This is a genomic window from Actinosynnema sp. NPDC037264, from assembly GCF_055603705.1.
The window spans coordinates 87,131-112,068 of record NZ_JBVJVK010000026.1 but is presented as its reverse complement, the minus strand read 5'-3'; the positions used below and the strand labels follow the sequence as shown (position 1 = coordinate 112,068).

At 73.5% G+C, this 24,938-nt stretch carries 19 protein-coding genes; 5 read left to right on the top strand and 14 right to left on the bottom strand.

From position 1 onward, the window contains the following. The 5 genes from ACZ7GX_RS25950 to ACZ7GX_RS25930 all read right to left on the bottom strand — a co-directional run. A partial coding sequence (locus ACZ7GX_RS25950) for a hypothetical protein (protein ID WP_498780268.1) occupies positions 1 to 1,445 on the bottom strand: 1,445 nt, incomplete at its 3' end. A 37-nt stretch (positions 1,446 to 1,482) separates the two neighbouring features. Further along, complete coding sequence (locus tag ACZ7GX_RS25945) at positions 1,483 to 3,375, bottom strand: glycoside hydrolase family 127 protein (RefSeq protein WP_498780267.1); 1,893 nt, start codon at positions 3,373 to 3,375, stop codon at positions 1,483 to 1,485. 30 nt (positions 3,376 to 3,405) lie between these two features. Next, positions 3,406 to 4,221, bottom strand: a complete 816-nt coding sequence (locus tag ACZ7GX_RS25940; RefSeq protein WP_498780266.1) for a carbohydrate ABC transporter permease — start codon at positions 4,219 to 4,221, stop codon at positions 3,406 to 3,408. A 29-nt stretch (positions 4,222 to 4,250) separates the two neighbouring features. Further along, entirely contained in the window at positions 4,251 to 5,174 is a 924-nt protein-coding gene (locus ACZ7GX_RS25935; protein WP_498780264.1) for a carbohydrate ABC transporter permease, read from the bottom strand. 2 nt (positions 5,175 to 5,176) lie between these two features. Then, the gene (locus tag ACZ7GX_RS25930; protein ID WP_498780262.1) at positions 5,177 to 6,475 is read right to left on the bottom strand and encodes an ABC transporter substrate-binding protein; all 1,299 of its coding nucleotides are present in this window, start codon (positions 6,473 to 6,475) and stop codon (positions 5,177 to 5,179) included. Between the two features lie 189 nt (positions 6,476 to 6,664). On the opposite strand from ACZ7GX_RS25930, the gene ACZ7GX_RS25925 reads away from it, so the two are divergent. From ACZ7GX_RS25925 to ACZ7GX_RS25915, 3 genes are all read left to right on the top strand, one after another. After that, the gene (locus ACZ7GX_RS25925; protein ID WP_498780260.1) at positions 6,665 to 7,735 is read left to right on the top strand and encodes a LacI family DNA-binding transcriptional regulator; all 1,071 of its coding nucleotides are present in this window, start codon (positions 6,665 to 6,667) and stop codon (positions 7,733 to 7,735) included. 405 nt (positions 7,736 to 8,140) lie between these two features. Beyond that, positions 8,141 to 9,409 carry an amidohydrolase gene (locus tag ACZ7GX_RS25920; RefSeq protein WP_498780259.1) on the top strand — a complete coding sequence of 423 codons (1,269 nt, stop codon included), beginning with the start codon at positions 8,141 to 8,143 and terminating at the stop codon, positions 9,407 to 9,409. Between the two features lie 132 nt (positions 9,410 to 9,541). Then, on the top strand, positions 9,542 to 10,897 hold the full coding sequence (locus ACZ7GX_RS25915; protein ID WP_498780257.1) for a hypothetical protein: 1,356 nt from the start codon (positions 9,542 to 9,544) through the stop codon (positions 10,895 to 10,897). 17 nt (positions 10,898 to 10,914) lie between these two features. Here the strand turns inward: ACZ7GX_RS25915 and ACZ7GX_RS25910 are convergent, their stop codons facing one another. The 6 genes from ACZ7GX_RS25910 to ACZ7GX_RS25885 all read right to left on the bottom strand — a co-directional run bounded on the left by ACZ7GX_RS25910 (position 10,915) and on the right by ACZ7GX_RS25885 (position 16,899). Next, positions 10,915 to 11,475 (bottom strand): hypothetical protein, encoded by a 561-nt coding sequence (locus ACZ7GX_RS25910; protein ID WP_498780255.1) that lies wholly within the window; start codon positions 11,473 to 11,475, stop codon positions 10,915 to 10,917. Positions 11,476 to 11,492: 17 nt separating this feature from the next. Continuing rightward, the gene (locus ACZ7GX_RS25905) at positions 11,493 to 12,809 is read right to left on the bottom strand and encodes a hypothetical protein (protein ID WP_498780253.1); all 1,317 of its coding nucleotides are present in this window, start codon (positions 12,807 to 12,809) and stop codon (positions 11,493 to 11,495) included. After that, complete coding sequence (locus tag ACZ7GX_RS25900; RefSeq protein ID WP_498780251.1) at positions 12,806 to 14,155, bottom strand: alpha/beta hydrolase domain-containing protein; 1,350 nt, start codon at positions 14,153 to 14,155, stop codon at positions 12,806 to 12,808. Before ACZ7GX_RS25900 ends, ACZ7GX_RS25905 begins: the two co-directional genes overlap by 4 nt. Before the next feature lie 119 nt (positions 14,156 to 14,274). Further along, on the bottom strand, positions 14,275 to 14,841 hold the full coding sequence (locus ACZ7GX_RS25895; RefSeq protein WP_498780249.1) for a QsdR family transcriptional regulator: 567 nt from the start codon (positions 14,839 to 14,841) through the stop codon (positions 14,275 to 14,277). Positions 14,842 to 15,101: 260 nt separating this feature from the next. Next, positions 15,102 to 15,518: a hypothetical protein gene (locus ACZ7GX_RS25890; protein ID WP_498780247.1), complete on the bottom strand. Its 417-nt coding sequence runs from the start codon at positions 15,516 to 15,518 to the stop codon at positions 15,102 to 15,104. Between the two features lie 97 nt (positions 15,519 to 15,615). Beyond that, the gene (locus ACZ7GX_RS25885; RefSeq protein ID WP_498780245.1) at positions 15,616 to 16,899 is read right to left on the bottom strand and encodes an erythromycin esterase family protein; all 1,284 of its coding nucleotides are present in this window, start codon (positions 16,897 to 16,899) and stop codon (positions 15,616 to 15,618) included. A 111-nt stretch (positions 16,900 to 17,010) separates the two neighbouring features. Here ACZ7GX_RS25885 and ACZ7GX_RS25880 point away from each other — a divergent pair, with 111 nt between their 5' ends. Next, positions 17,011 to 17,421, top strand: coding sequence for an ATP-binding protein (locus ACZ7GX_RS25880; protein ID WP_498780244.1), 411 nt, complete (start codon positions 17,011 to 17,013; stop codon positions 17,419 to 17,421). 29 nt (positions 17,422 to 17,450) lie between these two features. Then, complete coding sequence (locus tag ACZ7GX_RS25875) at positions 17,451 to 21,860, top strand: cation-translocating P-type ATPase (protein WP_498780243.1); 4,410 nt, start codon at positions 17,451 to 17,453, stop codon at positions 21,858 to 21,860. Here ACZ7GX_RS25875 and ACZ7GX_RS25870 read toward each other — a convergent pair. The 3 genes from ACZ7GX_RS25870 to ACZ7GX_RS25860 are packed head-to-tail and all read right to left on the bottom strand — an operon-like array spanning position 21,841 to position 24,876. Continuing rightward, on the bottom strand, positions 21,841 to 22,656 hold the full coding sequence (locus tag ACZ7GX_RS25870) for a carbohydrate ABC transporter permease (protein ID WP_498780241.1): 816 nt from the start codon (positions 22,654 to 22,656) through the stop codon (positions 21,841 to 21,843). The genes ACZ7GX_RS25875 and ACZ7GX_RS25870 overlap by 20 nt on opposite strands. Then, entirely contained in the window at positions 22,653 to 23,555 is a 903-nt protein-coding gene (locus tag ACZ7GX_RS25865; RefSeq protein WP_498780239.1) for a carbohydrate ABC transporter permease, read from the bottom strand. Before ACZ7GX_RS25865 ends, ACZ7GX_RS25870 begins: the two co-directional genes overlap by 4 nt. A 4-nt stretch (positions 23,556 to 23,559) precedes the next feature. Next, entirely contained in the window at positions 23,560 to 24,876 is a 1,317-nt protein-coding gene (locus ACZ7GX_RS25860; protein ID WP_498780237.1) for an extracellular solute-binding protein, read from the bottom strand. Positions 24,877 to 24,938 lie beyond the last annotated feature (62 nt).

The following is a 24,938-nucleotide window of genomic DNA, read 5'->3' as shown; positions in this document are numbered from 1 at the left end:
CCGCCGGTGGCCATGAGGGTGCGCATGGTCTCGCGGAACGCGATGACCTTCGGCACGGCGATCAGCGCCGCGCCGCCGAACAGGGTCACCGCCAGTGTGCCCGCGCCGACCCAGGTGACGACGTCGCGCACCGGGCCGGGCAGGGACTGGTAGGCGGGCACGCCGCTGGTCGGCTCGACCACGAGGTGGTACGAGGCCGTGGCGGACATGTTCGCCACCGGCACGGTGATCTCGCCGTTGGTGACGGTGTGGGTGGTGTTGGAGACAGTCGTCGGCGCGGACACGGTGGTGAAGCGCCCCGAGCCCGGCGTCGACTCCAACCGGACGCGGACGCTGCCGCCGAGCCCGCCGAGGCCGGTGACGCGGACGTTGTTCGTGCCGGACTCGTCGCCGAAGACGACGTCGACGCGGCGACGGGTGCTGTCGTAGGAGGCGAAGCCGTCCAGGCCGGTCTGCGCGCGCGGGGTGGTGCGCACCATGTTGCCGGCCATGTCGCCGTACCACTTGTAGAGCCACCAGGACGCGGTCGGCTGGTTGTTGTGGGTCAGGCCGTTGACGGTGCCGTACTCGTACCAGAACGCCCGGTCGGCCGCCCAGACGCCGGCGCGCTCCAGCTTGGCGATGTAGTTGGTGACGCGGCCTGGCACGTCGATCTCGGCGGTGGTGGCGTACTCGTTGATGAAGACGCGCCGCGGGCTGATGCCCAGCGACGACTCCATGGCCCGGTACTCGGCCACGTGCGCGGCGATGCCGGAGCTGCCGGACAGCTCGTGCCAGACGACCAGGTCGGGCAGGGTGTTGGTGTTCTTGGCGTTGGTGAGGAAGGCCCTCATCCGGGTGGCGCTCCAGTAGGAGTCACCGGGGCCCGCGACGGGCGTGACGGTGTCGCGGGTCCGGATGCGCTGGACGGTGCGCGTCCACCCCGCGTTCCAGTCGCCCGCGGCGGCGGTGTTCCAGGTCCAGTCGGCCTCGTTCCAGATCTCGTAGGCGGTGATGTTGCTGACGGTGGTGGCGGCCAGGCGGTCGTTGACGATCTGGTCGACCTTGGCCAGCCAGTCGTCCCAGCCGACCCAGCGGTAGGGGAAGTCGCGGTAGATGTCGGGCATCCGGATGACCTGACCGGCGCCGACGCGGTCGGCCTGCGGCGCGACCAGGAGGGCGTCACCACCGGGCGGCTGGCCGTTGGGCGCCTGGCCGACCCGTGGCGGCGGCTGGGTCAGCGTGTGCATCTTGATGGGCAGCAGCATCGAGTCCGCGGGCCGGCTGTTCTCGGCCAACGCGTACAGGCCGCCGGACGCGACGTGCGTGACCGGCCGGAACGGCACGGCCGCGTCGACCACCAGCGTGCTGCCGGCCGCCTGGGCGGAGTGGAGGGGTATCGCCACCAGGGTGGTGGCGGCGAGGGCGGAGACCGCTATCGCGGTCCGCAGTGTCGGCTTTGGCACCGTGCACCTCGTTCGGGGTTCGGGAGAGGGATGGGTGTCATCCCGTGGTGGTGGTCGGGATCCAGACGCGCATCGGACCGGGCGACCGGTTGCCCCACAGGAAGTAGGGGACGGCGGTGAGGTCGATCGCGGCGGCGGCGTTCTCGGTGGTGCGGGTGCGGTACAGGGCGTCGTCGTCGGGCGGCACGACCACGCCGCCGGCGGTCAGCGCGACCGGGACGTCGGGCAGGTCGGTCCGCGTGCCGGACGTGGTCGGGTCGATCCGGACGTCCTCCAGCACCACGTCGGCGGGCAGGTCGGCCTGCTCCACGCAGTAGACGAGCGGGCCGCGGGCCAGCGCGACGCAGCCGCGCACGGCGTCCACGCGCGGGTGCGCGGTGACCACGCGGACCGGCATGGCCAGGTCGAGCGCGACGGTGGCGCCGGCCGACCAGTCGCGGTGCAACCGCACGTAGCCGCGGTCGGGCCGGACGTCGACCGGCACGCCGTCGACCAGCACGGACGCCTGCGCGCACCAGCCGGGCACGCGCAGCGCGAGCGTGAACGGGGCCGGCCCGGTCACGTCCAGCTCCACGCGCCCGTCCCACGGGTACTCCGTGCGCACCGTGATCTCACCGGCCGAGGTGCGCACCGCGCCCGCCGAGTACAGGTGCACCTGCACGCCCGTGTCGTCGGTGGTGGCGGCGTAGCCGTGCAGGGACGCGACGAGCCGGGCCAGGTTCGGCGGGCAGCACGCGCACGAGTACCACGGCAGGCGCTGTGACGGCGCGTCCTCGTGCGAGCCGTCGTGACCGGTGCGCAGGTGCAAGGGGTTGGAGTAGAAGAAGTGCGTGCCGTCCGACGACGTCGAGCCCGCCACCGCGTTGTACAGCGCGCGTTCGAGCTCGTCGGCGTAGCGGGACTCGCCGGTGGCCAGCAGCATCCGCCAGTTCCACTGCACGCTCGCGATCGCCGCGCACGTCTCGCCGTACGCCCGGTCGGCCGGCAGCTCGTACGGGTCGCCGAACGCCTCGTCGCGGTGCCGTGAGCCCTGCGCGCCGGTGAGGTAGGTCTTGCGCCCGAACGCGTCGTCCCACAGCCGGCGCGCGGCGGCGAACAGCTCGTCGTCACCGGTCTCCACCGCGACGTCCACCATGCCCGCCAGCAGGTACAGCTGCCGCACGACGTGCCCGGCCACCTCGTCGGCCTCCCGCACCGGCACGTGGTCGACCAGGTAGGACGAGCCGAAGCGGTCGCCGTCGAGCAGGCCGTGCCCGCGCGCGTCGAGCATGCGCGCCGCCAGGTCCAGGTACGGCCGGTGCCCCGTGACCCGGTACAGCTCGACCAGCGCCGTCTCGATGCCGGGGTGCCCGTCGAGCGGGGTGGGCCCGTCCGGCGCGCCGAAGCGGTCCACCACCAGGTCGGCCACGCGGCGGGCGACCGCGACCAGCTCGGCGCCGACACCCGCCCGCGCGGCGGCGACGGCCGCCTGGATCAGGTGCCCGGCGACGTACAGCTCGTGGCTGTAGTGCAGTTCCCGCCAGCGCAGTTCCGGCTTCACCGCGGTGTAGTAGGAGTTCAGGTAGCCGTCGTCGCCCTGTGCCTTCGCCAGCAGCTCGGCGGTCGCGTCGACGAACGCCCGCAGCCGCTCGTCGTCCGGGTCCGAGGTGAGCTGCCACGCGGCGGCTTCCAGCGTCTTGTGCACGTCGGAGTCGGCGAACCACATGTTGCGGAACTCGCCGGTCGTCTCGCCGGTGACGAGCCGCAGGTTGTCCAGCGCGCCGGAGACCTCCAACTGCTCGACGCAGTGCGGCAGGGTGCCGGTGGCGTTGCGGCGCTGCCACCGGCCGAGGAAGCCGTCGGCGGCGAAGGCGACGCCGTCGAGGGCGACGGGGCGCAGCGCGGTGGTGGCGGTCGGGGTCGGCTGGACGGGGCCTTGGTGCGCAGTCATGGGTGGGGTGTTCCTTCCGAGCCCGTGAGATCAGCCCTTGAGGGCGCCAGAGGTGAAACCGCGTACGTAATGCCGTTGCAGCAGCAGGAAGACGACGACGCACGGCAGCGCCGACGTGACCACGCCCGCTTGCAACGCCTCGAAGTCGACCGACCCGAGGCTGCCGGACTGGAGGTTGAACAGCGCGACCGGCAGCGTGAACTTCGCGCCGTCGGTCAGGAAGATCAGCGGCGCGACGAACTCGTTCCAGGCGGCGAGGAACGAGAACAGGCCGACCGTGACGACGCCGGGCAGCACGCCCCGCAGCAGCACCCGCCACAACGCGCTGCCGGGCGTGCAGCCGTCGATCAGCGCCGCCTCCTCCAGCTCGCGCGGCAGCGCCTCGAACGAGCTGCGCATCATGAACAGCCCGAACGGCAGCTGGAACATCGCCAGCACCAGCCCGAGGCCGACCAGCGAGTTCTGCAGGCCGATCCAGCCGAGCAGGATGTAGAGCGGCACCAGGATGGTGGTGTAGGGCACCATCAGGATCGCCAGCGTGACGATGAACAGCAGGTTGTGGCCGGGGAACCGCAGCCGTGCCAGCGCGTACCCGCCCAGCGTGGTGGCCACCACGGTGACCGCGACCGCGACCACCGCCACCACCAGCGTGTTGACCAGGTACGTGCCCAGACCGCTGCCGTACTCGGCCAGCCGCTCGTAGTTGTCCAACCCCCAGCCCGGCTCGCCGTCGGCCGCACGCCTGCTGTTGACCGACGAGTACAGCGTCCACAGCATCGGCAGCAGGAACAGCACGGCCAAGGCCGCGCCCGTGACGTGGAAACCGGCCGTGCGCGCGCGTGACATGGCGCCCAATCTCCTTGCGGTGGGAACGATCACCGGCCGCGGCGCAGCAGCCGCAGCTGGGCGCCGTTGACGACGATGAGGACGGCGAGGATCGCCACGGACACCGCCGCGGCCCGGCCGAGGTCCTGGGACAGGAACGCCTCGCGGTAGACGCTGATGACCACGGTGGCGGTCTCGTGCCTGCCGCCGGTGAGGATGAAGAACTGGTCGAACGCCAGCAGCGAGCCGGTCAGCGACAGCACCATGGTCAACGCGAGCGTCGGCCGCAGCAGCGGCAGCGTGACCCGCCACAGGATCTGCCTCCGGTTCGCGCCGTCGGCACGTGCCGCCTCGTAGAGCACCGGGTCGATGCTCTGCAGGCCGGTCATCAGGATCAGCATGTAGAAGCCGGCGAACCGCCAGGTGATCATCCCGACCGTGGACGCCAGCGCGTTGTCCGTCGAACCGAGCCAGTCGACCGGGCCGAGCCCGAGGAACCGGACCACCTCGTTCAACGGCGACGCCTCGGTGTTGAACAGCCCGTAGAACAGCAGGCTGGTGGACGCGAGCCCGACCACGCTCGGCAGGAACAACGCGGTCCGGTAGGCGCCGACGCCGGGTCGGGCCTCCTGCACCAGCAGGGCCAACCCGAACGCGACGAGACCGAGCACCATCGTCGTGACGGCCGTGTACTTCAGCGTGAACACGATCGCCCGCAGGAACAACGGGTCCTGCAACGCGCTGTAGTTCGCCACCCCGTTCGGCGCCGACGCGCCGAGCAGCGGCCAGTGGTTGAACGACATCCACACCATCAGCACCAGCGGGACGACGAACAGCACGACCACCAGCAGCGCCATCGGACTGGCGTAGAGGATGCCGAGCCTGCGCCGCGCGCCGGCGATGGTCGGACGACGTCGGTCCGGTGGCGCGGCGCGGGTCGGTGCGGGCGGCCGGGTCCGCGTGACGGTCGCCATCGTCAGCTGCCGGCCAGGGACTCGGTGATGGTGCCGTTGTGCTGCTTCAACGTGGCGCCCACGTCCTGCGAGCCGAACAGCGCGTCGGTGACCGCGGCCGTCCACGGGCCGTTGGTGTCGTTGAACGTCTTGCCGAAGTTCACCGAGATCGGCGTCTGGCCCTCGCCCGCGAGCAGGTTGAACACCCGCAGCCGGTGGTCCTGCTTGGCGTAGGCGTTGTCGGCGAGGTCGCTGCGCACGGTGATGTTCTTGTTCTTGGCCAGCACCTCGACCTGCGCCTGCTCCGACAACGTCCAGGAGATGAAGTCCCACGCCGCCGCGGCCTTGGTGGAGTTGGCGCTGATCCCCAGCACGTCACCGCCGACGAACGACGACCGCCCGCCCTTCGGCCCGGGGATCGGCGCGATGCCGATCTGCAGGTCGGGCCCTTCCTCCATGCCCTGCAACGCGGTCGCGCCCATCGGCTGGATGCCGATCTTGCCGTCGGCGAACAGCTGCGTCCACGTGGGACCGGACTCGTTCTTCGCCGAGGCGGGCACGATCCCCTCGGCGTACATCCGGCGCATCGTGCCGTAGACGTCGGCGGCGACGCCGTGGTCGAGCGTCGCGGCGGTGCCCTGCTCGTCGAGGACGGTCTCGCCGGCGGCCCAGATCATCGGCCACGTGGTGAACAGCATGCAGCCGGGGCACGCGCCGCCGAAGAAGTAGCCGTCCACGTCGCCGAGCGCGTCGACCTTCTTCGCGGCCTCGTAGAGGCCGTCCAACGTGGTCGGCGGGTTCTCCGGGTCGAGGCCGGCGCGGCTGAACAGGACCTTGTTGTAGAACACCGCGGACAGGTCGATGTCGTGCGGCACGCCGTAGACCTTGCCCTGGTGCGTCGCGGCCTCCATGTGGGCGGGCGCGAGCTTGCCCTTGAACGACAGCGTGTCCACCCGGGCCGTGAGGTCGAGGTACACGCCCTTGGCGGCGTAGTTCGGCGCGTAGACCACGTCGGCGGCGAGGATGTCGGGCAGCTGCTTCGCGCCCGCGGCGGTGCCGACCTTCTGCTGGTAGGAGTCGGCCGGGAAGACTGTCAGCTCGACCTTGTTCCGGTGGCTCGCGTTGTAGGCGTCGACCAGGGTCTGGCTGAACGTCGCCGTCGGCGACCTCGTCCACATGGTGACCGTGGTGCCGTCGTCCACGGCGGTGGTGTCGCCCGCCGACGCGGCGGGCGGGCCGCTCTGGCACGCGGTGAGGAGCAGCAGCGCCGCCGCGGCGGTGGCGAGCCTCCGGCGTGCGCGGGGCGGTGTGGGTGAACGCATCTGGCTCGTCTCCTCGTGCGACCACGCGCCCGGCTCGGGCAGGACGACGCGGTAAGGAAAATTAGGAAACCGGTTGCCTTGAGAACGTAGGGACGGCGTCGACCCGTGTCAAGAGCGGGTTTCGGGCCTGTGACGTGCTAATTCGTTGGTTGACTCAGCAGTGCGGGCAGCACGGGGTAACCTTCGCCCATGCCGCCGAGGAAAACGAAGGAAAACGCCGGGTCGCTGGGTCGCCCGGCCACGATCAGCGACGTGGCGCGGTTGGCGGGCGTCTCGGTCGGCACCGCCTCCAAGGCGCTCAACGGTCGCGGGTCGCTGCGCGAGGAGACCCGGCGGCGGGTCCGGTCCGCCGCCGACGAGCTGGGCTTCCAGCCGAACACGGCCGCGCTCACGCTCAACTCCGGGCGCACCTACACCGTCGGCATGATCACCACCGACACCATCGGCCGGTTCAGCATCCCGTTGATGACCGGAGCGGAGGACTCGCTCGGCGCGGGCCGCATGTCGGTGTTCCTGTGCGACGCGCGCGACGACCCGATCCGCGAGCAGTACTACCTGCGCACGCTGCTCAGCCGCCGGGTCGACGGCATCATCGTCACCGGCCGCCGCACGCAGGCCCGCGCGCCCATCGGCGTGGACCTGCCCGTTCCGGTGGTCTACGCGTTCATCAGCTCCACCGACCCGCGGGACTGCTCGGTGGTGCCGGACGAGGCGGGCGGCGCGCGCAAGGCCGTCGACCACCTGCTGGCCCTGGGGCGGCGGCGGATCGCCCACGTCACCGGGCCCGAGCACCACCACTCGGCGGCCGTCCGGGCGTCGGCGGCGGTCCAGCGGCTGGCCGCGGCCGGGCTGGACCTGGTCGGCGCGCCGCTGTTCGGCGAGTGGAGCGAGGCGTGGGGCAGGCAGGCGACCGGCATCCTGCTCGGCGCGGCCGAGGAGTTCGACGCGGTGTTCTGCGGCAGCGACCAGATCGCCCGCGGCGTGGCCGACGCCCTGCGCGCGGCCGGTCGGCGGGTGCCCGACGACGTCGCCCTCGTCGGCTTCGACAACTGGGACGTCATGGCCCTGGCCTGCCAGCCGCCGTTGACCAGCATCGACATGGAACTGGAAGGGCTCGGGCGGACGGCGGCGGACCTCCTGCTCGCGGCCATCAACGGCGAACCCGCGCCCGGCAGGCACGTCAGCCCGTGCCGGCTGGTGCTCCGCGAGTCCACCGCCGTGTCGGTCCGGCCGGGCTCGACCAGGGTCGAGCAGGTCTAGCGCCACGGGCGCGGTCGTCTGCGCAAGCGAGTGGGCATCGTCGCCGCTCCTTGGGACGTCCGCACGGTGTGCCGTCGTGCGGGGTGACGCAGGTCTCGTCTGTTAACGCTAACAGCCGCTGGTCGCTCGACTCAACCCCCGATCGTCCTGACGCGGCGTTCCGACTCACCGCTCGTAGTCGGCGGGGTGTTAGCGATAACAGGTCACCCCCTCGTCAATGGTTGCGTCGGGCGGCGTGTCCGACCTCCGAACCGCGCGGGCGTTCGACCGGCGGGCCCATCCGAACGGGCGATTGCGACTCCGTGCAGTGGATCTTGCACGCGGAGTGGGCGAGGATGTGGCCCGACACGAGCGACGTGTCGCACCCGAGGCGGCCTGACGCCCTGGCACGAACGGCGAGCCACCATGACTTCTGTTGCGAGCACCCCGCTTCCGACGTCGGCCGACGTCGTCCCGTTCGGCCCGACGGCCGGGGACCGGGCGGCGGTGGCCGACCCCGGCGCCGGGCGCGGCCCGCGGTGGTTGGACGAGTGGCTCGACGCGAACCTCGAGCTGGTGGTGTCGTGGCGGCGCACCCTGCACGCGAACCCCGAGCTGATGCGCAAGGAGTTCCGCACCACGGCGACGATCGCGGACGTCCTGCGCTCGCTCGGCCTGCGACCGCGGGTGCTGCCGGTCGGGACCGGCGTGATCTGCGAGGTCGGCAGCGGGCCGCGGTGCGTCGCCCTGCGCGCCGACATCGACGCGCTGGCCGTGCCGGAGACCACCGGCGCGTCGTGGGCGTCGGGCGTGCCGGGCGTCTCGCACGCGTGCGGCCACGACGTGCACACCGCGATCCTGCTCGGCGCGGCGGCGGCGCTGGCGTCCGCGCCGGAGTTGCCGGGCCGGGTGCGGCTGCTGTTCCAGCCGGCGGAGGAGGAGCCGGGCGGTGCGCACGACGTGATCGCGGCGGGCGGGGTCGAGGGCGTCGAGCGGATCTTCGGCCTGCACTGCGACCCGAAGGTGCCGGTCGGCCGGGTCGGCATCAGGGTCGGACCGGTCACGTCCGCGTGCGACATGCTCGAACTGCGGGTGGGCGCGTGCGGGCCGGGCAGGCGCAACGAGCTGGACTGCGACGTCGTGCACGCGCTCGGCGTGGTGGCGACCGGGCTGCCCGCGATGCTGGCGCGTCGCGTGGACCCCCGGTCCGGGACGGTGCTGGCGTGGGGCCTCATGGACGCGCCGGAAACGCCCGACGGCACGCCGCGCGAAGGCGTGCTGCGCGGCACGCTGCGCACCGGTGACCCGGCGGTCAACGACCGGTTGCCCGCGTTGGTGCAGGAGATCGTCGGCGCGTTGCTGAAGCCGACGGGTGTGCGGTTCGCGCTCGACCACGTCCGGGCCGTGCCGGTGGTCGACAACGACCCGGAGAGCACCGCGATGGTGCAGCACGCGATCACCAGCGCGCTCGGGCCGCAGGCCGTCGCCTCGACCGGCCAGTCCACCGGCGGCGAGGACTTCGGCTGGTACCTGGAGCACGTGCCCGGCTCGTACGCGCGGCTTGGCACGTGGCCGGGCGAGGGCCCGCAGGGCGACCTGCACCAGCCGAGCTTCCACCCGGACGAACGCGCCCTGCCGGTCGGCGTGCGGACCATGGTCCACACCGCGCTCGCCGCCCTGTCGTGGCCGGTCTGAGGTCCTGGCCCGCCGCGTTCAGCGGGCGTTCAGCGTCTTGTCTGGACGTGGACTTCTCCTGTGTCGCGTCGGTCGGGGTCCGGTCAGGCCCCGGCGGGGCGGCGCGAACGGGGGGAAGCGATCGTGATGGCAGTGGATCCGGTCAGTGCCCGGAGCAGCACCGATTACGTGCTGCTGCTCAGACGCCGCAGGGAGGTCGCCGGGCTGTCCTACCGGCAGCTGGACCGGCGGGCGCGCCGGGACGGTGAGGCGTTGCCGCCGAGCACGGTGGCCACCATGCTGCGGCGGGCCACCCTGCCGGGCGTCGAGCTGGTCACGACCTACGTCCGGGCGTGCGGTGGTGACGACGCGGAGGTGGCCGCGTGGCTGGCGGCGCGGGCCCGCATCACGGTGCCCGACCCGGACGCGGGCGGCGTCGCGGCGACCGGGCCGCGCCTGCCGGTGCCGCCGCGCCAGCTGCCGCCGGGTGTCGCGGGGCTGGTCGGCCGGTGCCGGGAGTCGGTCGAGCTGGACGCGGCGACCAGCGGCCCGGAGCGCGGGCTGGTCGTGGTCACCGGTGGGCCCGGTGCGGGGAAGACCGCCTTGGCGGTGCACTGGGGCCACCGGTCCACGAGCCGGTTCCCGGACGGCCAGCTGTACGTCGACCTGCGCGGTCACGGCCCGGGTGGGCCGGTGAGCGCGGGCGCGGCGCTGGCGCACCTGCTGGTGGGGCTCGGCGTGCCGGCGGGCGCCGTGCCGACGGGTGACGAGCAGGCCGCCGCGCTGTTCCGCTCGGTGGTGGCGGACCGGCGGATCGTGCTGGTGCTCGACGACGCCGCTTCGGCCGACCAGGTGCGCCTGCTGAGACCCGGCGGGCGGGCCTCGTGCACGGTGGTGACGAGCCGCGACCGACTGGTCGGGTTGACCGTGCACGACGGCGCGCAGGTGGTCGACGTCGGCTCCCTCGACCGCGGGGACGCGGTGCGGGTGCTCGCCCAGTCGGCGGGGGAGCGGCTGGTGGCGGAGGAGCTGACGGCCGCCCGGGCGTTGGCCGACCTGTGCGACGACCTGCCGCTGGCGTTGCGGATAGCGGCCGGCGCCCTCGACCGGCACGCCCGGACGCCCATCGCGGACCTGGTCGCCGAGATGCGGACCGACGGCGGGTTGACCGCGCTGGGCGTGCACGACGATCCGCGGGCCCGGCTGGACGTCTCGTTCGGGTACTCCTACGACGCGCTCGGCGAAGTCGAGCAGCGGCTGTTCCGCCTGCTGGCCGGCGCGACGGTGGCCGGCCTGCCCGCGTCGGTGGTGGCCGTGACGGCGGAGCTGGCGGTCGGGGCGGCGCGAGCGTCGTTGCGCCGGCTGACCGACGCGCACCTGGCGGTGCGGCTGTCAGGCGACCGCTACACCGTGCCGGGCCTGCTGGGTGAGTACGCGCGCACCCTCGGCGCGGCGAGCCACCACCTGCCCGCCAGGCAACTCCGCCACGCCGGCCCGGACGCCGCCTGACCGCCGCCTCCCGGCGGTCAGAACTCGAACCTGAACCGGTACCAGGGATCGTCGAACGGCTCGAACTTGTACCCGTCCCCCTTGGCGCTGACCGGCACGCGGTCCGGGCAGTGGGCCCATCCCGAGATCTCGCCCTCCACGGTGATCAACGTGCACCCGTCCGGCCGGTCCCCGCTGACGGTCACGGTGAACAACCCGACTTCGCGGTCCTCGATCCGCCTGCCCGGTGTCGCCTCGGCGACCACGGCTTCGAGGCCCGACCGGTGCGCGTCGAACACGGCGCGCGGCACCACGCCGGTGCCGGCCACCGCGTGGCCCGCGACCAGCACGGCCGGCGCCAGCAGGAACGGCCACAACCGCACGGCGTGCCGCAGTCGTGGCCGGGGCAGCATGATCACCGCGACACCGGCCATCGTCAGCCACGCCGTGCCCACCGCGAACACGGCCAGGTACGCCAACAGCAACGTCGAGAGGGAGCCGCCGGGTGGGATGGTCGCCCAGAACACCAGCGCCACCGGCACCGGGGACGCGACCGCGGTCCACCACGGCGACCACCACCACGACCTGCGTCCGACCATCGAACCCCCTTCGCCGATCAGGGGGACGTTCGGTGGACGCCCCCGGTTCCGCTGTCGAGGTAATCCTTGAACTGCACGGTGACCGCGTGCGTGTCCGACGACCAGTCCGGCACCGCGATCGTCCGCGTCGCGCCGCCGCTGCCGCGCGCGGTCTGGGTGACGCGGATCGTGCCGCTGCCGTCGGCCCGCGCGGGCAGGTAGGCGTCGACACCCGTCAGGAACGGCAGCGTGGCGAACGGCGGCAGCGCGACGCCCGGCGTGGACACCTGGTCGCAGTTGTCGTCGAACGCGAACGCGGCGAGGACCTGCCGCAGCCGGGGCGAGACGGCCGGTTCGAGGACGTTGACGCCGTCGAGCTCGAGCCGGTCGCTGTCGGGCTGGTCCGACCACCACTCGCGGTTGCGGATGACGGTGAGGGCGCTGTGCGTCGGGCACCGGTCGATGTTGTCGGTGATGCCGCCGGGGCGTGACACCTGCAACCGCAGGAACCGGTCGCTGCGCTCGAACGGCTCGAAGTAGTTGTGGTAGGGCAGTTGGCCCTCGCGCAGGACCACCAGCTCGTAGTGCTTGCGGCCGTTGACGGGCAGCGGGCCGAACGCGCCGTCCGCGCCGGTCCGCACGCTGTACCGGGGCCCGCCGACCCGCGCGCCGGTGCGGCCGTCGAGTTCCCAGACCTGCACCACGCCCTCGACGCCCTCGTTCTGCGGGTAGTACGTCGCCCGGCCCGCGATCCGGACCAGCGACGGCAGCTCGGGCACCACGCGCGTGGTGAACGCGGGCCTGCCGCGCAGGAACCGGTGCATGTGGGCGAAACCGTCGGCCGACGTGGTGGTCTCGGTGTGGCCCAGGGTGGTCAGGTGGACGTTCGTCGCGCCGCCGATGGAGCCGTTGGGCTGCAGGCTGCCCCACAGCGCCAACGTCGGCACGCCGCCGGGTGGCGCGGCGCTGGACCGCCCGTCCACGTTGACGTACTTGCGCACCGCCGCGGCCCGTTCGGGCACGGACAGGTAGGCGTGCATGACCGTCGTGCCGCGCGAGTGCGCGATCACGTCCACCTGGGCCGCGCCGGTCCGGGCCCGGACGCCCGCGATGAAGGCTTCCAGGCCGGCGATGGCGTGGTCGTTGGTCGGGATGCTCGTGTCGTACTCGTAGGCGTGCAGCAGCGCGTCGGGGTAGCCGTTGCCGGAGAACCGCTTGGCGTTGGACTGCCACTGCTGCGCCGAGCCCTGCTGCCCGTGGACGAACACGATCGGGGTGAGCGCGTCGGCCCGGGCGGGCGCCGCCGCGACGGTCGACACCAGTGCGACGATCAGCGCCACCAGCGAAATCCTCATCGCGTGCCTCCCACAGCGTCGGCCAGGTTCTGCCGCGCGTCGGCGGGCTGGAGGAAGCCGGCGCGCACGTTCGCGGCGTCCGCCGTCACCACCTGCCGCACGTAGTCGGCGCGTTCGGGGTAGAGCCGGGCCAGCGTCGCCGCGTCGAAGGGCACGTGCGTGCCGAACAGGCGGCAGAACGTCTCACCGGAGTTGTCGCCGGTGTTCAACGCCCTGGGCGCGGCCAGCTGCGACAACCGGATGCCGCCGAGGGCGAGGCCGAGCGCGTCGCGCTTCTTGGTGACGCCGTCCGGTTCGAACTCCAGCGGCCGGGCGGTCGGCGGCGGCGTGCCGCGTTCGACCCAGCGGCGCAGGTGGTCGTAGGAGGCGGCCGTGACGTGGTGCATCGGGATCCGGCTGAACGGCGGCCGGTCGCAGTCGTACTGCGGCGCGCCGCCGAGGTCGCGCTCGGAGATCGGCGCGCGGTAGGCCTGGCCTTCGTAGCCCGAGTGCGCGGCGCCGGCGACCTCCCAGCGGCGGAAGCGGTCGGTGTCGGCCGGGCGTTGCGCGGTCCGCACGTCGGTCTCCGACAGCACCTGGAACACGGGTTCCGCGCCGACCCTGGTCGGGGCCGGGCCGACGATGAAGCCGTAGCCGTCGAACACCGGCTGCTGCTGCGGCAGGACCCGGTCGTACAGCACGGTCATCCGGCCGGCGGACTGCGAGGCGCCGATGGCCAGCAGCGACTTCGTGCGCAGGCCGCCCATGACCGCGCCGGAGTCGATCGCGCGGCCGGCCTGGGTGAACACGTCGTAGGACAGCTCGTCGGCGGTGAACCGGCCGCCGCCGGTCACGTCCAGCGTGCCGTACCGGGCCGGGCTCCAGGTCTTGAGCTGGTCCACGCCCACGCGCTGGGCGGACACGCCGACCCACGCGTGACCCGCGCGGACGACGGACTCGGCGTTCCACAAGGCGTCCAGGTCGTACCCGGCGGTGACGTTCTGCCACTCGACCAGCGTCGTGCCGGTGAACTTCCACGCGTGCGCGGGCCGCCGCACGACGACCCGGGTCGTGTACGGCACGCCGGTGGCGACCTTCGTGCCGTCGACCGCCCAGCCGTCGGCGGTGCCGGAGAGGTGGAACTCCTCTTCGACGTAACCGGCGGCGGCGAGGTCGTCGGGCGTGGCGAAGAACGGGTAGGTGTCCTCGATCCGCTCGGCCAGCCGGTCACCCGGCACGGTCCCGGGCAGCGGGCCGACGACGCGCGGCAGGGGACCGGGCGCGGCGGAGGCGGGGACGGACATCGGGAGGAGCAGACCGAGCGCGGCGGCGGCCAGGCCGAGGCGGCGCCAGGGGGAAGGTGACATACCGGCTCCCACAGCGATGGGGGATGGGATCATCGCCGACCGTAGCCGGCCGCGCACGGCGCGCACCAGGACGCGCGGCCATCGTGAGACCGCTGTCGCAGCAGGGGGAAATCGGCGGATCAGCGGTGTCGCAGCAGGATCGTGCGGGCCGCCGTCTCGGCCAGGTCGGGGTCCAGCGGCGCGCCCGTCAGCAGTTCGGCGTAGAGCGTGGACTCCACGATGCGCACGTAGAGGAACGCCACCTGGTCCAGGGCGGCCGTCGACCACGGGCCGTCGTCGACCTCGAGCAGGATCTCCTTCTGCGCCGACACCGCCCGCCGGTGCACGCCGCCGGAAGCGTTGAACAGCACCCGCGCCGCCGTCTCCGGCTCACCGCGCAGGAACGCCCGGAACGGCTCGTCCGCGCGCAGTTCGGCGACGAACCGCCGCGTGACCTCCAGGACGCCCTCGACGCCGCCGTTCGTGCGCTCCTGCCGGGCACGGGCCAGCAGCCGGTCGGCCAGCACCCACAGCACGTCGGCCAGCAGCCCGTCGCGACTGCGCACGACCCGGTAGAGCGTGGCGCGGCTGATGGCGAGGCTCGTCGCCAACGCCTCCATGTCGACCCGGCCGTGCCGCCGGAAGAACCGGCAGGCGCCGCGCAGCACCTGGTCCTGGCTCACCACCCGCCGGGAGCCGGTCGCCACCACCGCCCGCCCTCGCTTCCGCCGGCTCGCCCGTCCGGCCCCATCCGCATCATCGCGCCCGGACGGGCCGTCCGCGAGACCCGTACCGGTGTGTGCGCCACGTCACTTCCGCCACCGGTCGTGGTGGACGTCCCACGCGGCGTTCGGGTCGGTGGTGGCCGCATTGCCGTCGGGCGCGCCGGAGTCGGCCTCGCCCTGATCGGCACGGCCCTGGCCCCGATGGCGGGCGGCGGCGGTCTCGGCGTGCTTGGGGCTGAGGCCTACTTCGAGGACGAGGCCGGCTCCTGGAACAGCACGGGCGGCGCGTCGTTGGCCGGGCGGGGCGCGGTCGGCTCGGGCCGGTGCGCCCACTCCTCGATGACGACCGGCTCCAGCTCGGGCGTGACCTCCTCGACCGCGGTCTCCGCGACCGGAGCGGCGGCCTGCACGGCGAGCTGCTGCTGGACCTGGCCGATCCACATCAGCCACATGGCCTCGTCGCGGTGACCGCGGTACTCGGCCTTCAGACCCGCCAACGCGCCGCGCACGCGGGCGGCGATCACGTTGTCCTCGCGCACGGCCGACCAGACGGCGCGGGCGCCGGCGTCACGGGCCTTGACCAGGAGGCGGACCTGGTCGGTCAACTCGGGCGCGGGCAGGTTCGCCCACGCCGCTGCGATTCTCTGTGCCTTGGTCACGGTGCCATCCTTGTCGAGCGGACGGCTCACGGTGGCCGTGACACGATGTTATCAACCTCTCGTTTTTCGAGGTCAGACCTAGGGCACTTGGTGACGTTCAGACACCGCTCGGATACGTCTCGGGTTCGAACACGTCGATGCGGGGCGTGTGCAGCGGTCGCAGCGCCCTGGTCTCGTCGAACCAGAGGAACGCGTCGTACCGCCTGCCGACGACCGTCGACGCGTAGTTGCCCCACCGTTCGCGCTCCGGGTGGTAGACGACGCCGATGGCGCGGTGGGGGAGCGTCGCGGTGAGCAGGTCCGGCTGATCTTCCTGCGGGAAGACGAACAGGGCCTCGCCGGGTGCGGTCCGGTGCAGCACGTCTTCCAGCGAACCGGGCCGGGCCGGGGGCACCGGCACCTCCCGCGTGCTCGCGCCCCACGCCTCACCCGCGATGACGGTGCCGCGGTGGGAGCCGAAGCCGACCAGCACCACCTGCTCGTGGCCGTAGCGCTCGCGGGCCAGTTGGCCGATGTTGACCAGCCCGGAGTCGGCCATCCCGGTGGCGCGGGCGTCGCCGACGTGGGTGTTGTGGGCCCACACGACCGCCTTCGACCCGGGCCCGTGGTGGTCGAGCAGCCGGTCGAGGGTCTCGTCCATGTGCCGGTCGCGGACGTTCCAGGACGACTGCCCGCCGACCATCGCCCGGTAGTAGCGCTCGGCACCGGCGACGACCTCGGCGTTCTGCCAGGCGGCGAACCGTCCCGCGCCGTCGCCCGCCGCCTGCCCGCGCAGCCGCACCAGCAGGTCGACCACCTCGTCCTCGCAGCCCGCGGGCACGAACCGGGTCGAGATCGCGTACTCCTGCGGGTCCTCGCCGTGCGGTTCGAAGCACCGGTAGGCGGCCAGCGCCGTCGGCACCTCCTCCGGGTCGTGCTCGCGCAGGTGGGTCAGGATCTCGCGCAGCGACTCCCAGAGCGAGTAGACGTCGAGGCCGTGGAACGCGACCCGCTCCTCTTCGGCCGACACCGCGTTGTGGGTGCGCAGCCACCGGCAGAAGTCCACGACCTCCTCGTTCGCCCACATCCACGTCGGCCACCGGTCGAACGCGGCCAGCGCGGCCCGCGGGTCCTCCGGCGCGCCGGGCAGGCCGCGCACGGACCGGTCGACCCGGTCGCACGCGGGCCAGTCGCCCTCCACGGCCACGAACGAGAAGCCCTTCTCGGTGATCAACCGGCTGGTCAGCGCCGCACGCCAGCGGTAGAACTCGTGCGTGCCGTGGCTGGCCTCGCCCAGCATCACCACCCGCGCGTCGCCGACGCGGTCCAGCAGCACGTCGAAGTCGCCCGCGTCGCGCAACGGCGCGGCCATCGCCGCGACCTCGTCCCCGTAACGGTTCATGGCTCCCTCCGCACCCGTCGGCCTACCCGACGTCCGCCGGGGCAAACCGCTCGGCGATCGCAAGGCAGTCGTCAGGTGCGGTCCGGCGGCGGGAGTGGGACGCTCGTCGGCGTGACGGCCGGCCACGACACGGTTGTCCTGGTCGTCCAGGACGAGGACGCGACCTCGCCCGAGGAGGTCGCCCGGTGGCTGCGCGAGCACCTGGCGGGCTGGTCGGCGTTCGACGTGCTGCTGATCGGCCTCGTGGTCGGCGAGCTCTACGACAACGCCCGGCGGCACGGTTCGCCGCCCTTCGTGCTCGAACTCGTGCTGGACCGGTGGCGCGAGGCGCTGGTGGTCAGCGTGCGCGACCGCGCCGTCGGCCGGGCCGCGCCGTGGCCGGCCGGGGCGGGGTTGCTCCTGGTGGACGGGCTGTCCACGCGCTGGGGCGTGCTGACCCACGCCCCGTTCACCACGGTGTGGGTCGAACTGGTCTTCGAGGGGGACGACGGCACCGGCCTACCGCCCGATCGTGACGCTTAGGTAGCCACTCGATCGGGAAAACAGGCACGGTGGAACTCCTCGGCATCGATCCCGTGCGCGTCGCCGGCGGCCTCGCCAAGGGCCTGGTCGGACTCGCCCTGGCCCCGTTGGAGCAGACCGCCGTGCTGCGTCGTGACCGGCGCAAGGTCTGGTCGTGCCCGGGACGCCTGCACATCGAGGCGCACGGCGTGCACGGGCCGCGCGGCAAGCAGGTGGCCGGTCGGGTCGAGCGCGCCCTGGAGGGCCACCCCGGCGTGCGCTGGGCCAGGGTCAACGCGCCGTCCGCCCGGGTGATCATCGCCGTCGAGGACCCCGCGCCGCCGACGGACGACCTGATCGCGCTCGTGCGGCGGGCCGAGGCCGAGCCGGCCACCGAGGACGAGCGCCTGGTCGAGGACGAGCTGCACCACCCGGCGGACGGGCTCAAGGGCACCCGGCTGCTGCCCACGCTCGCCGCGGACGCCGTGGGCCTGGCGTTGGCCGCCATCACGAAGATCGCGCCGTGGGCACCCGTCCCCGGCGAGCTCGGCGCGCTGATCGCCGCCGTCGACCTGCACCCCAGGCTGCGCGAGCTGGCCGCCGGGCGGTTGCAGGGCCGGGAACGCGCGGACACCGCCACGTCGGTGGTCGCCGCCCTCGTGCACGGCCTGGCCTCGCGCAGCGAAGGCACGTTGCTCGACATCGCCCAACGCGTGCAGCAGTGGCGTGAGGTCAACGCGCACGAGAAGGCGTGGTGCGCCGCCGAGGCCGACCTGATCGACGGCCCGGACGCCGCCGAGGCCGAGCCGATCGTGGTCGAACGGCCGCGCCCGTTCCCCGAAGGGCCGGCCGACCGCTACGCGCGGCGGGCGTTGGCGGCGGGTGCGGCGGCGACCGCGGGCGCGATCCCGTTCACCGGGTTGCGCCGGGCCGCCGCGCTGGGCGTCGCGAGCCTGCCCAAGGCGCCGTCGGTGGGCCAAGCCGCGTTCGCCGCGCAACTCGGCCGCGTGCTGGCCACCCGGAACGCGCTGGTGATGGACCGCTCGGTGCTGCGCCGCCTGGACGCGGTGGACGTGCTGGTGCTCGACGAGACCGCGCTCGGCTCGGGCCGATCGGTGCTCAGCGACCTCGTGCCGCTGCCGGACACGGGACCTGCGAACCCCGGCCCGGCGAACTCTGGCCCAGGGAACTCCGGCCCGGCTCACGCGGCCGAGGCGGTCGAGCGCGCGTTCGCCCTGTTCGACCCCGAGGACCCGACCGCCGTGCGCCGGGAGGGCGACTGGGCCATCGGGCCGATCGACCGCCTCGAACCGCAGGGGCGCAAGGGCGTGCGCGAACAACGCAGGCTGGCCGGTCACGCGGCGGTGCTCGGCCTGACCGAGGGCCGCCAGTTGCGAGCCGTGCTGGCGGTCGACGTCGAGACCCCGCCGGCGGTGGACGCGATCGCGTCGGCCGCACGGGAGGCCGGGTTGCGGGTGGTCGTGGCCACCGACCGCGACCACCCGCCGGTCCGGTTCGCCGACAGCGTCGTCCCGTCCGGGAAAGGCCTGGTCGGCGCGGTGCGCGAACTCCAGGGCGACGGGCACGTGGTGCTGCTCGTGTCCGACAACCGCCGCGCGCTCGGCTCGGCGGACTGCGGCGTCGGCGTACTGCGGGACGGCGGCCCGCCACCGTGGGGCGCGCACGTCGTCGCCCGTGACCTGGACGCGGCCGTGCTGCTGGTGGAGGCGGTGCCGGCCGCGCGCCGGGTCACCCGGGACGCGATCATGCTGGCCCAGGCGGCGAGCGGCATCGGCGCGGTCAGCGCGTTGAGCACGCGTGGGCCCGCGCCCGCCCGCAACGCGGCACGGGCGGTGGACGGCGCGTCCGCGCTCGCGTTCGTGGACGGCGTGTGGCGGGCGAAGCGGCTGCCCGGCAGCCGTGAGGCGGTCGCACCGGCCACCTCGCAGCCGTGGCACCTGATGCCGGTGGCGACCGTGCTGGACCGGCTCGGCTCGGGCCGTGACGGGCTGTCCGAACGCGTGGCGCAGGGCAGGCAGCGCACGTCCGCCGGGCGGCAGGCGGTGGGCACGAGCCTGGGCAGCGCGTTCCTCACCGAGCTGGCCAACCCCCTGACACCGGTGCTCGCGGGTGGCGCGGCGGTCTCGGCGGCGGTGGGCTCGCCGGTCGACGCCGCGCTGGTGGCCGGTGTCGTCGGCGTGTCGGCGCTGATCGGCAGCGTGCAGCAGGTCGTCACGGACCGGGCGCTGGCGACCCTGCTCGGCCGGTCGGCGGTGCGCGCCACCGTGGTCCGCGACGGCCAGGACCGGGTGGTGACGGCGGACGAGCTGGTGCCCGGCGACGTGGTCCGGGTGGCCGCCGGCGACGTGGTGCCCGCCGACTGCCGCCTGCTCGACGGCGACGGGCTGGAGGTCGACGAGTCCTCCGTCACCGGCGAGTCCCTGCCCGTCACCAAGGACCCGGCCCCGGTGGTGGCCGCGGACCTGGCCGACCGGTCGTCCATGCTCTACGAGGGCACCACGATCGCCGCCGGTGAGGCGCTGGGCGTGGTCGTCGCGACCGGTGACGCCACGGAGGTCGGCCGCAGCATGGCGGCGGCCCGCCGCAACGCGCCGACCACGGGCGTGGAGGCGCGGTTGGCCGAGCTGACCCGCAAGACGCTGCCCGTCGCGCTCGGCTCGGCGGCGGCCGTGACCGGCGCGGGCCTGCTAAGGGGCGTGCCGCTGCGGCAGAGCATGGGCGCGGCGGTGAACCTCGCCGTCGCCTCGGTGCCCGAGGGCCTGCCGTTCCTGGTCAACGCCGCCCAACTGGCCGCGGCCCGGCGGCTGGCCGAGCACGGCGCGCTCGTGCGCAACCCGCGCACCATCGAGGCGCTGGGCCGGGTCGACGTGCTGTGCTTCGACAAGACCGGCACGCTGACCGAGGGCAAGCTGACCGTCAGCCGCGTGGACAACGGCCGCCGCGGCGCCGACCTCGACCAGCTGAACGACGAGCTGCGCCGGATCATGGCGGCCGCGGTCCGCGCCACGCCGGAGGCCGACGACCCGGACGACCTCGCGCACCAGACCGACCGGGCGGTGCTGACCGGCGCGCGGCAGGCCCGCGTCGGCCCCACGACCGGCGCCCGCGGCTGGAAGCTGGTCGAGGCGCTGCCGTTCGAGCCGTCCCGCGGCTACCACGCGACCGTGGGCCAGGTCGGGAAACGGCTGGTGCTGAGCGTGAAGGGCGCGCCGGAAACGGTGCTGCCGCGCTGCGACGCCGACCCGGGCGAGCTGCGCCGCCTGGGTGAGCGGGTGGAACGGCTCGCCGGTCGCGGCCACCGCGTGCTGGCGGTCGCCGAGCGCACCGGCGTCGACCACGACACGGTGACCGACGACGACGTCCAGGGCCTGACCCTGCTGGGGTTCGTCGCGCTGTCCGACCCGGTGCGCCACGGCGCGCCGCCGGCCGCCGCGAAGCTGCGCGAGGCCGGCGTGCGGATCGTGATGATCACCGGCGACCACCCGGCCACCGGCGAGGCGATCGCCAGCGAGGTCAGTGGCGACGACGACATGAGCGTGGTGACCGGAGCGCGGCTCGACGAGCTGGCCGACGACGAGCTGGACGCCCTGCTGCCGACCGTCGACGTGATCGCCCGCTGCACGCCGGCGCAGAAGGTGCGGATCATCGAGGCCTACCAGCGGCTCGGCCGGGTGGTCGCGATGACCGGCGACGGCGCGAACGACGCGCCCGCGATCCGGCTCGCCGACGTCGGCATCGCGTTGGGCAGGCGCGGCACGCCGGCCGCCCGTGCCGCCGCCGACCTGGTGGTCACCGACGACCGGCTGGAGACGATCATCGCCGCCCTGGTGGAGGGCCGCGCGATGTGGGCCTCGGTGCGCGAGGCGCTGGCGATCCTGCTCGGCGGCAACCTCGGCGAGATCGCGTTCAGCGTGCTGGGCTCGGCGCTGACGGGCCGGTCGCCGTTGACGGCGCGGCAGCTGCTGCTGGTGAACCTGCTGACCGACCTCGCGCCCGCGCTGGCCATCGCGTTGAGCAGGCCCGCCCGCGAGTCCGTGCCCGACCTGCTGCGCGAGGGACCGACGTCCTCGCTGGGCCACGCGTTGAACCGGGACATCACCGCCCGCGCGATCACCACCACGCTCGGCGCCACGGCGGCGTGGACGGCCGCGCGCCTCACCGGCCGCTCCCGCCGGGCGAGCACGGTGGCGCTGGCGGCCCTGGTCGGCACCCAGCTCGGCCAGACCCTGGTGACCGGCGGGCTGGACCGGTCGGTGCTGGCCGCGAGCCTCGGCTCGGCCGCCGCGCTCGGCGCGGTGATCCAGACACCCGGGGTCAGCCAGTTCTTCGGCTGCACGCCGCTCGGCCCGGTCGGCTGGGGCATCGCCCTGTCCAGCGCCACCGCGGCGAACGTGCTCGGCCTGGCGCTGAACCCGCTCGTCACTCGACGTGCTGAGTGACGGTGCCGCGCACGAAGTGCCGCTGCGCCACCAGGAACAGCAGGACCATCGGCACGGTCGCGACGACGCTGGCGGCCAGCACCAGCTCCCACTGCTCCTCGCCGCCCTCGCCGAACCGGTCGAGCACCGCCTTCAACCCGCGCGGCAACGTGTAGAGCTGCGGTTCGCGCAGGTAGATCAACGGCTTGACCAGGTCGGTCCACGCCGCCTTCAGCTCGAACACGAACACCACGACCAGCCCGGGCCTCGCCAGCGGCAGCGCCATCGAGGTGAACAGCCGCCACGCGCTCGCGCCGTCGACCTTCGCCGCGTCGAACACCTCGCGCGGCAAGCCGAGGAAGAACTGGCGGAGCAGGAAGATGTAGAACGCCGAGCCGAACAGGTTCTGCGCCCACAGCGGGATCTGCGTGGTGGCCAGGCCCAGCGCGTGCCACTCCAGGTACACCGGCACCATGGTCACCGCGGCGGGCAGCATCATGGTCGCGAGCACCACGCCGAAGAGCAGGTCACGGCCGGGGAAGCGGAACATCGCGAACCCGAACGCCACCAGCGCGCTCGTCGCGGTGGCCGCCGCCGCTGCCGCCAGCCCCACCGCGACGCTGTTGCCGATCCACGTCAGCAGCGGCACGGCCTGCCACACCTCGACGTAGTTGCCCGGCGAGAACGGCCGGGGCAGCAGCGCGTTGTCGAACACGTGCGCCCGGTCCTTCAACGAGGCGCTGACGAGCCACCAGAACGGGTAGCCGAACGCCACCGCGATGACGAGCAGCGCCGCCCACACCCCGACGCGCTTCACGACCGCTCACCCTCGTAGTGCACGTACCGGCGCGACAACCGCACCTGCACGGCCGTGATGACGGCGATCACCGCGAACAGGCCCCACGCCAACGCCGACGCGTACCCCATCCGCAGCGACCCGAACGCCTCCTGGAACAGGTGGATCACGTAGAACAGCGCCGCGTCGCCCTCGGCGGACTGCTTGGCCCGCGCGCCGAAGAACATCGCGTACGCCTCGGTGAACACCTGCAACGACGCGATCGTGTTGACCACCACGGTGAAGTACACCGTCCCGCTGATGCCCGGCAGCGTCACGTGCCAGAACTGCCGCCACGGGCTCGCGCCGTCCAGTCGAGCCGCCTCGTACCGCTCCACCGGCACGCGGGTCAGCGCCGCGAGGTACAGCACCGCCGTGCTGCCGACCGTCCAGAGGCCCATCACCACCAGCCCGGGCTTGATCCAGACCGGGTCGGTGGTCCAGTTCGGGCCCTGGAACCCGAACCAGCCCAGGAACCGGTTCACCGCGCCGTGCTGCCCGTTGAGCAGCAACAGGAACATCGCCGCCAACGCCACCGGCGGTGTCATCACCGGCAGGTACAGCACCGTGCGGAAGAAGCCGCTACCGCGCCCGGCCCGGCGCAGCAGGCTCGCCAGGCCCAGCGCCAGCACGATCTGCGACGGCACGTGCAGGGCGGTGAAGAACACCGTGTTCCACAACGCCGTGCCGACGCGTTCGTCGGCCAACGCCTCGCGGTAGTTCTCCAGGCCCACGAACGCGGGCGGCTTGAGCATGTCGTAGTGCGTCAGCGACAGCCAGAGGCTGAACAGCATGGGCCCGGCGGTGAACGCCAGGAACCCGATCACCCACGGCAGCAGGAACAGCAACCCCGCCCGCGACTCCCGTCCGCTCACCGTCACGGCCCTACCTCCCGCCCACCCGCTTGAGCGCCCGTTCCGCTTCGCGCTGCGCCTGGGCCATCGCCTCCTCGGGCTCCTGCTGCCCGACCAGCACCCGGTTCACCGCGCCCTCCCAGGCGCGCACGAGCTCGCTCGCGGCCGGGCTCGGCGGCAGCGCGAACGCCTTGTCCTGCAACGACAGCACCACCGGCACGCCCTGCTCCAGGATCGGGTTGCCCGACGGGGCGAACACCTCGCGGAAGATCCGCTCGTCGGCGACCCGGTTGCCGGTGAACGTGCCGCCGTAGGGCCGCCCGGCCCCGGCCAGCGCGTCCCGGCGCGCGATCGCGGCGGTGACCCAGGTCCGCGCGTCGGTCATCGTGACCAGGAACCGGCACGCCAGCTCGGGGTGTCTCGCGCCCTTCGGGATGGCCCACGCCTGCCCGCCGGACTCGGTGAGCACCTGCCCGTCGCGATCCGTGAACGGCGTGATCGTCACGTCGGCGTCGGGGGAGTTGGTCGCGAGCGTGTTGATGTACCAGGAGTCCATCGGCATCGCGGCGAGCCGGCCGGTCACGTACTGGTTGTCCGCGCCGAACTGGTCGAACGTGTCGCGGAACGCCTTGAACGACGCCCAGCCGCCCTGCCTGGCCACCAGGTCGGTGGTGTGGCGGACCGCCTCGACCACGCGCGGGTCGTCCAGCCGGGCGTCGGGCCCGATCAGCTCGGCCCCGTTCGCCTTGGCCCACAGCGGCAGGAACTCGGGCACCTTCGGGTCGAAGCCGATGCGCTCCACCCGCCCGTCGCCGACCCGCGCCAGCCGGTCGGCCACCTCGCCCATCCCGGCCCAGTCGGACGTGGACAACGCCGCCGGGTCCAGGCCGGCGGCCCGCACCACCGGGTTGTTCACGATCATCAGCCGGACGCTGGAGAACTCCGGCAGCCCGTACACCTCACCCTCGTAGGTGACCTGGCGCAGGGCCGCCTCCCGGAACACGCCCAGGTCGACGCCGTGCTCCCGCACGCACGCGTCCAGGCTCTGCACCGCGCCGCGCGCCGCGTAGCCGCCGAGCTTGCGCCGCTCGGCGTAGACCAGGTCGGGCGGGTCGCCCGCGGCGACGGCGGACAGGAACTGCTGCTCGTCGAACGCGCCCTCGCTGATCCGCAGGTCGACGCCGGGGTTGGCCTCCCGGAACACCGCCACGCGCGCGGTCGCGTGCTCGTCCGGGAGGCCGAACCCCATGGTGACCAGCGCGTCGGAGCGGTCGGAACCCAGACCGCCGCACCCGGCGGCGACGAGCACGGGCACGACCAGCACCGCGGTGAGCGGGAACCCGCGCATGTCGCCTCCCTGGACCGGACGTCACCGGGACGGTTCCCGCCCGGCGCCCCGTCCACACGCGG

Bases quoted from the DNA above. Each gene is read 5' to 3' on its own strand.
- ACZ7GX_RS25945 (WP_498780267.1), bottom strand. From the start codon at position 3,375: ATGACTGCGCACCAAGGCCCCGTCCAGCCGACCCCGACCGCCACCACC.
- ACZ7GX_RS25940 (WP_498780266.1), bottom strand. From the start codon at position 4,221: ATGTCACGCGCGCGCACGGCCGGTTTCCACGTCACGGGCGCGGCCTTG.
- ACZ7GX_RS25935 (WP_498780264.1), bottom strand. From the start codon at position 5,174: ATGGCGACCGTCACGCGGACCCGGCCGCCCGCACCGACCCGCGCCGCG.
- ACZ7GX_RS25930 (WP_498780262.1), bottom strand. From the start codon at position 6,475: ATGCGTTCACCCACACCGCCCCGCGCACGCCGGAGGCTCGCCACCGCC.
- ACZ7GX_RS25925 (WP_498780260.1), top strand. From the start codon at position 6,665: ATGCCGCCGAGGAAAACGAAGGAAAACGCCGGGTCGCTGGGTCGCCCG.
- ACZ7GX_RS25920 (WP_498780259.1), top strand. From the start codon at position 8,141: ATGACTTCTGTTGCGAGCACCCCGCTTCCGACGTCGGCCGACGTCGTC.
- ACZ7GX_RS25910 (WP_498780255.1), bottom strand. From the start codon at position 11,475: ATGGTCGGACGCAGGTCGTGGTGGTGGTCGCCGTGGTGGACCGCGGTC.
- ACZ7GX_RS25905 (WP_498780253.1), bottom strand. From the start codon at position 12,809: ATGAGGATTTCGCTGGTGGCGCTGATCGTCGCACTGGTGTCGACCGTC.
- ACZ7GX_RS25900 (WP_498780251.1), bottom strand. From the start codon at position 14,155: ATGTCACCTTCCCCCTGGCGCCGCCTCGGCCTGGCCGCCGCCGCGCTC.
- ACZ7GX_RS25885 (WP_498780245.1), bottom strand. From the start codon at position 16,899: ATGAACCGTTACGGGGACGAGGTCGCGGCGATGGCCGCGCCGTTGCGC.
- ACZ7GX_RS25860 (WP_498780237.1), bottom strand. From the start codon at position 24,876: ATGCGCGGGTTCCCGCTCACCGCGGTGCTGGTCGTGCCCGTGCTCGTC.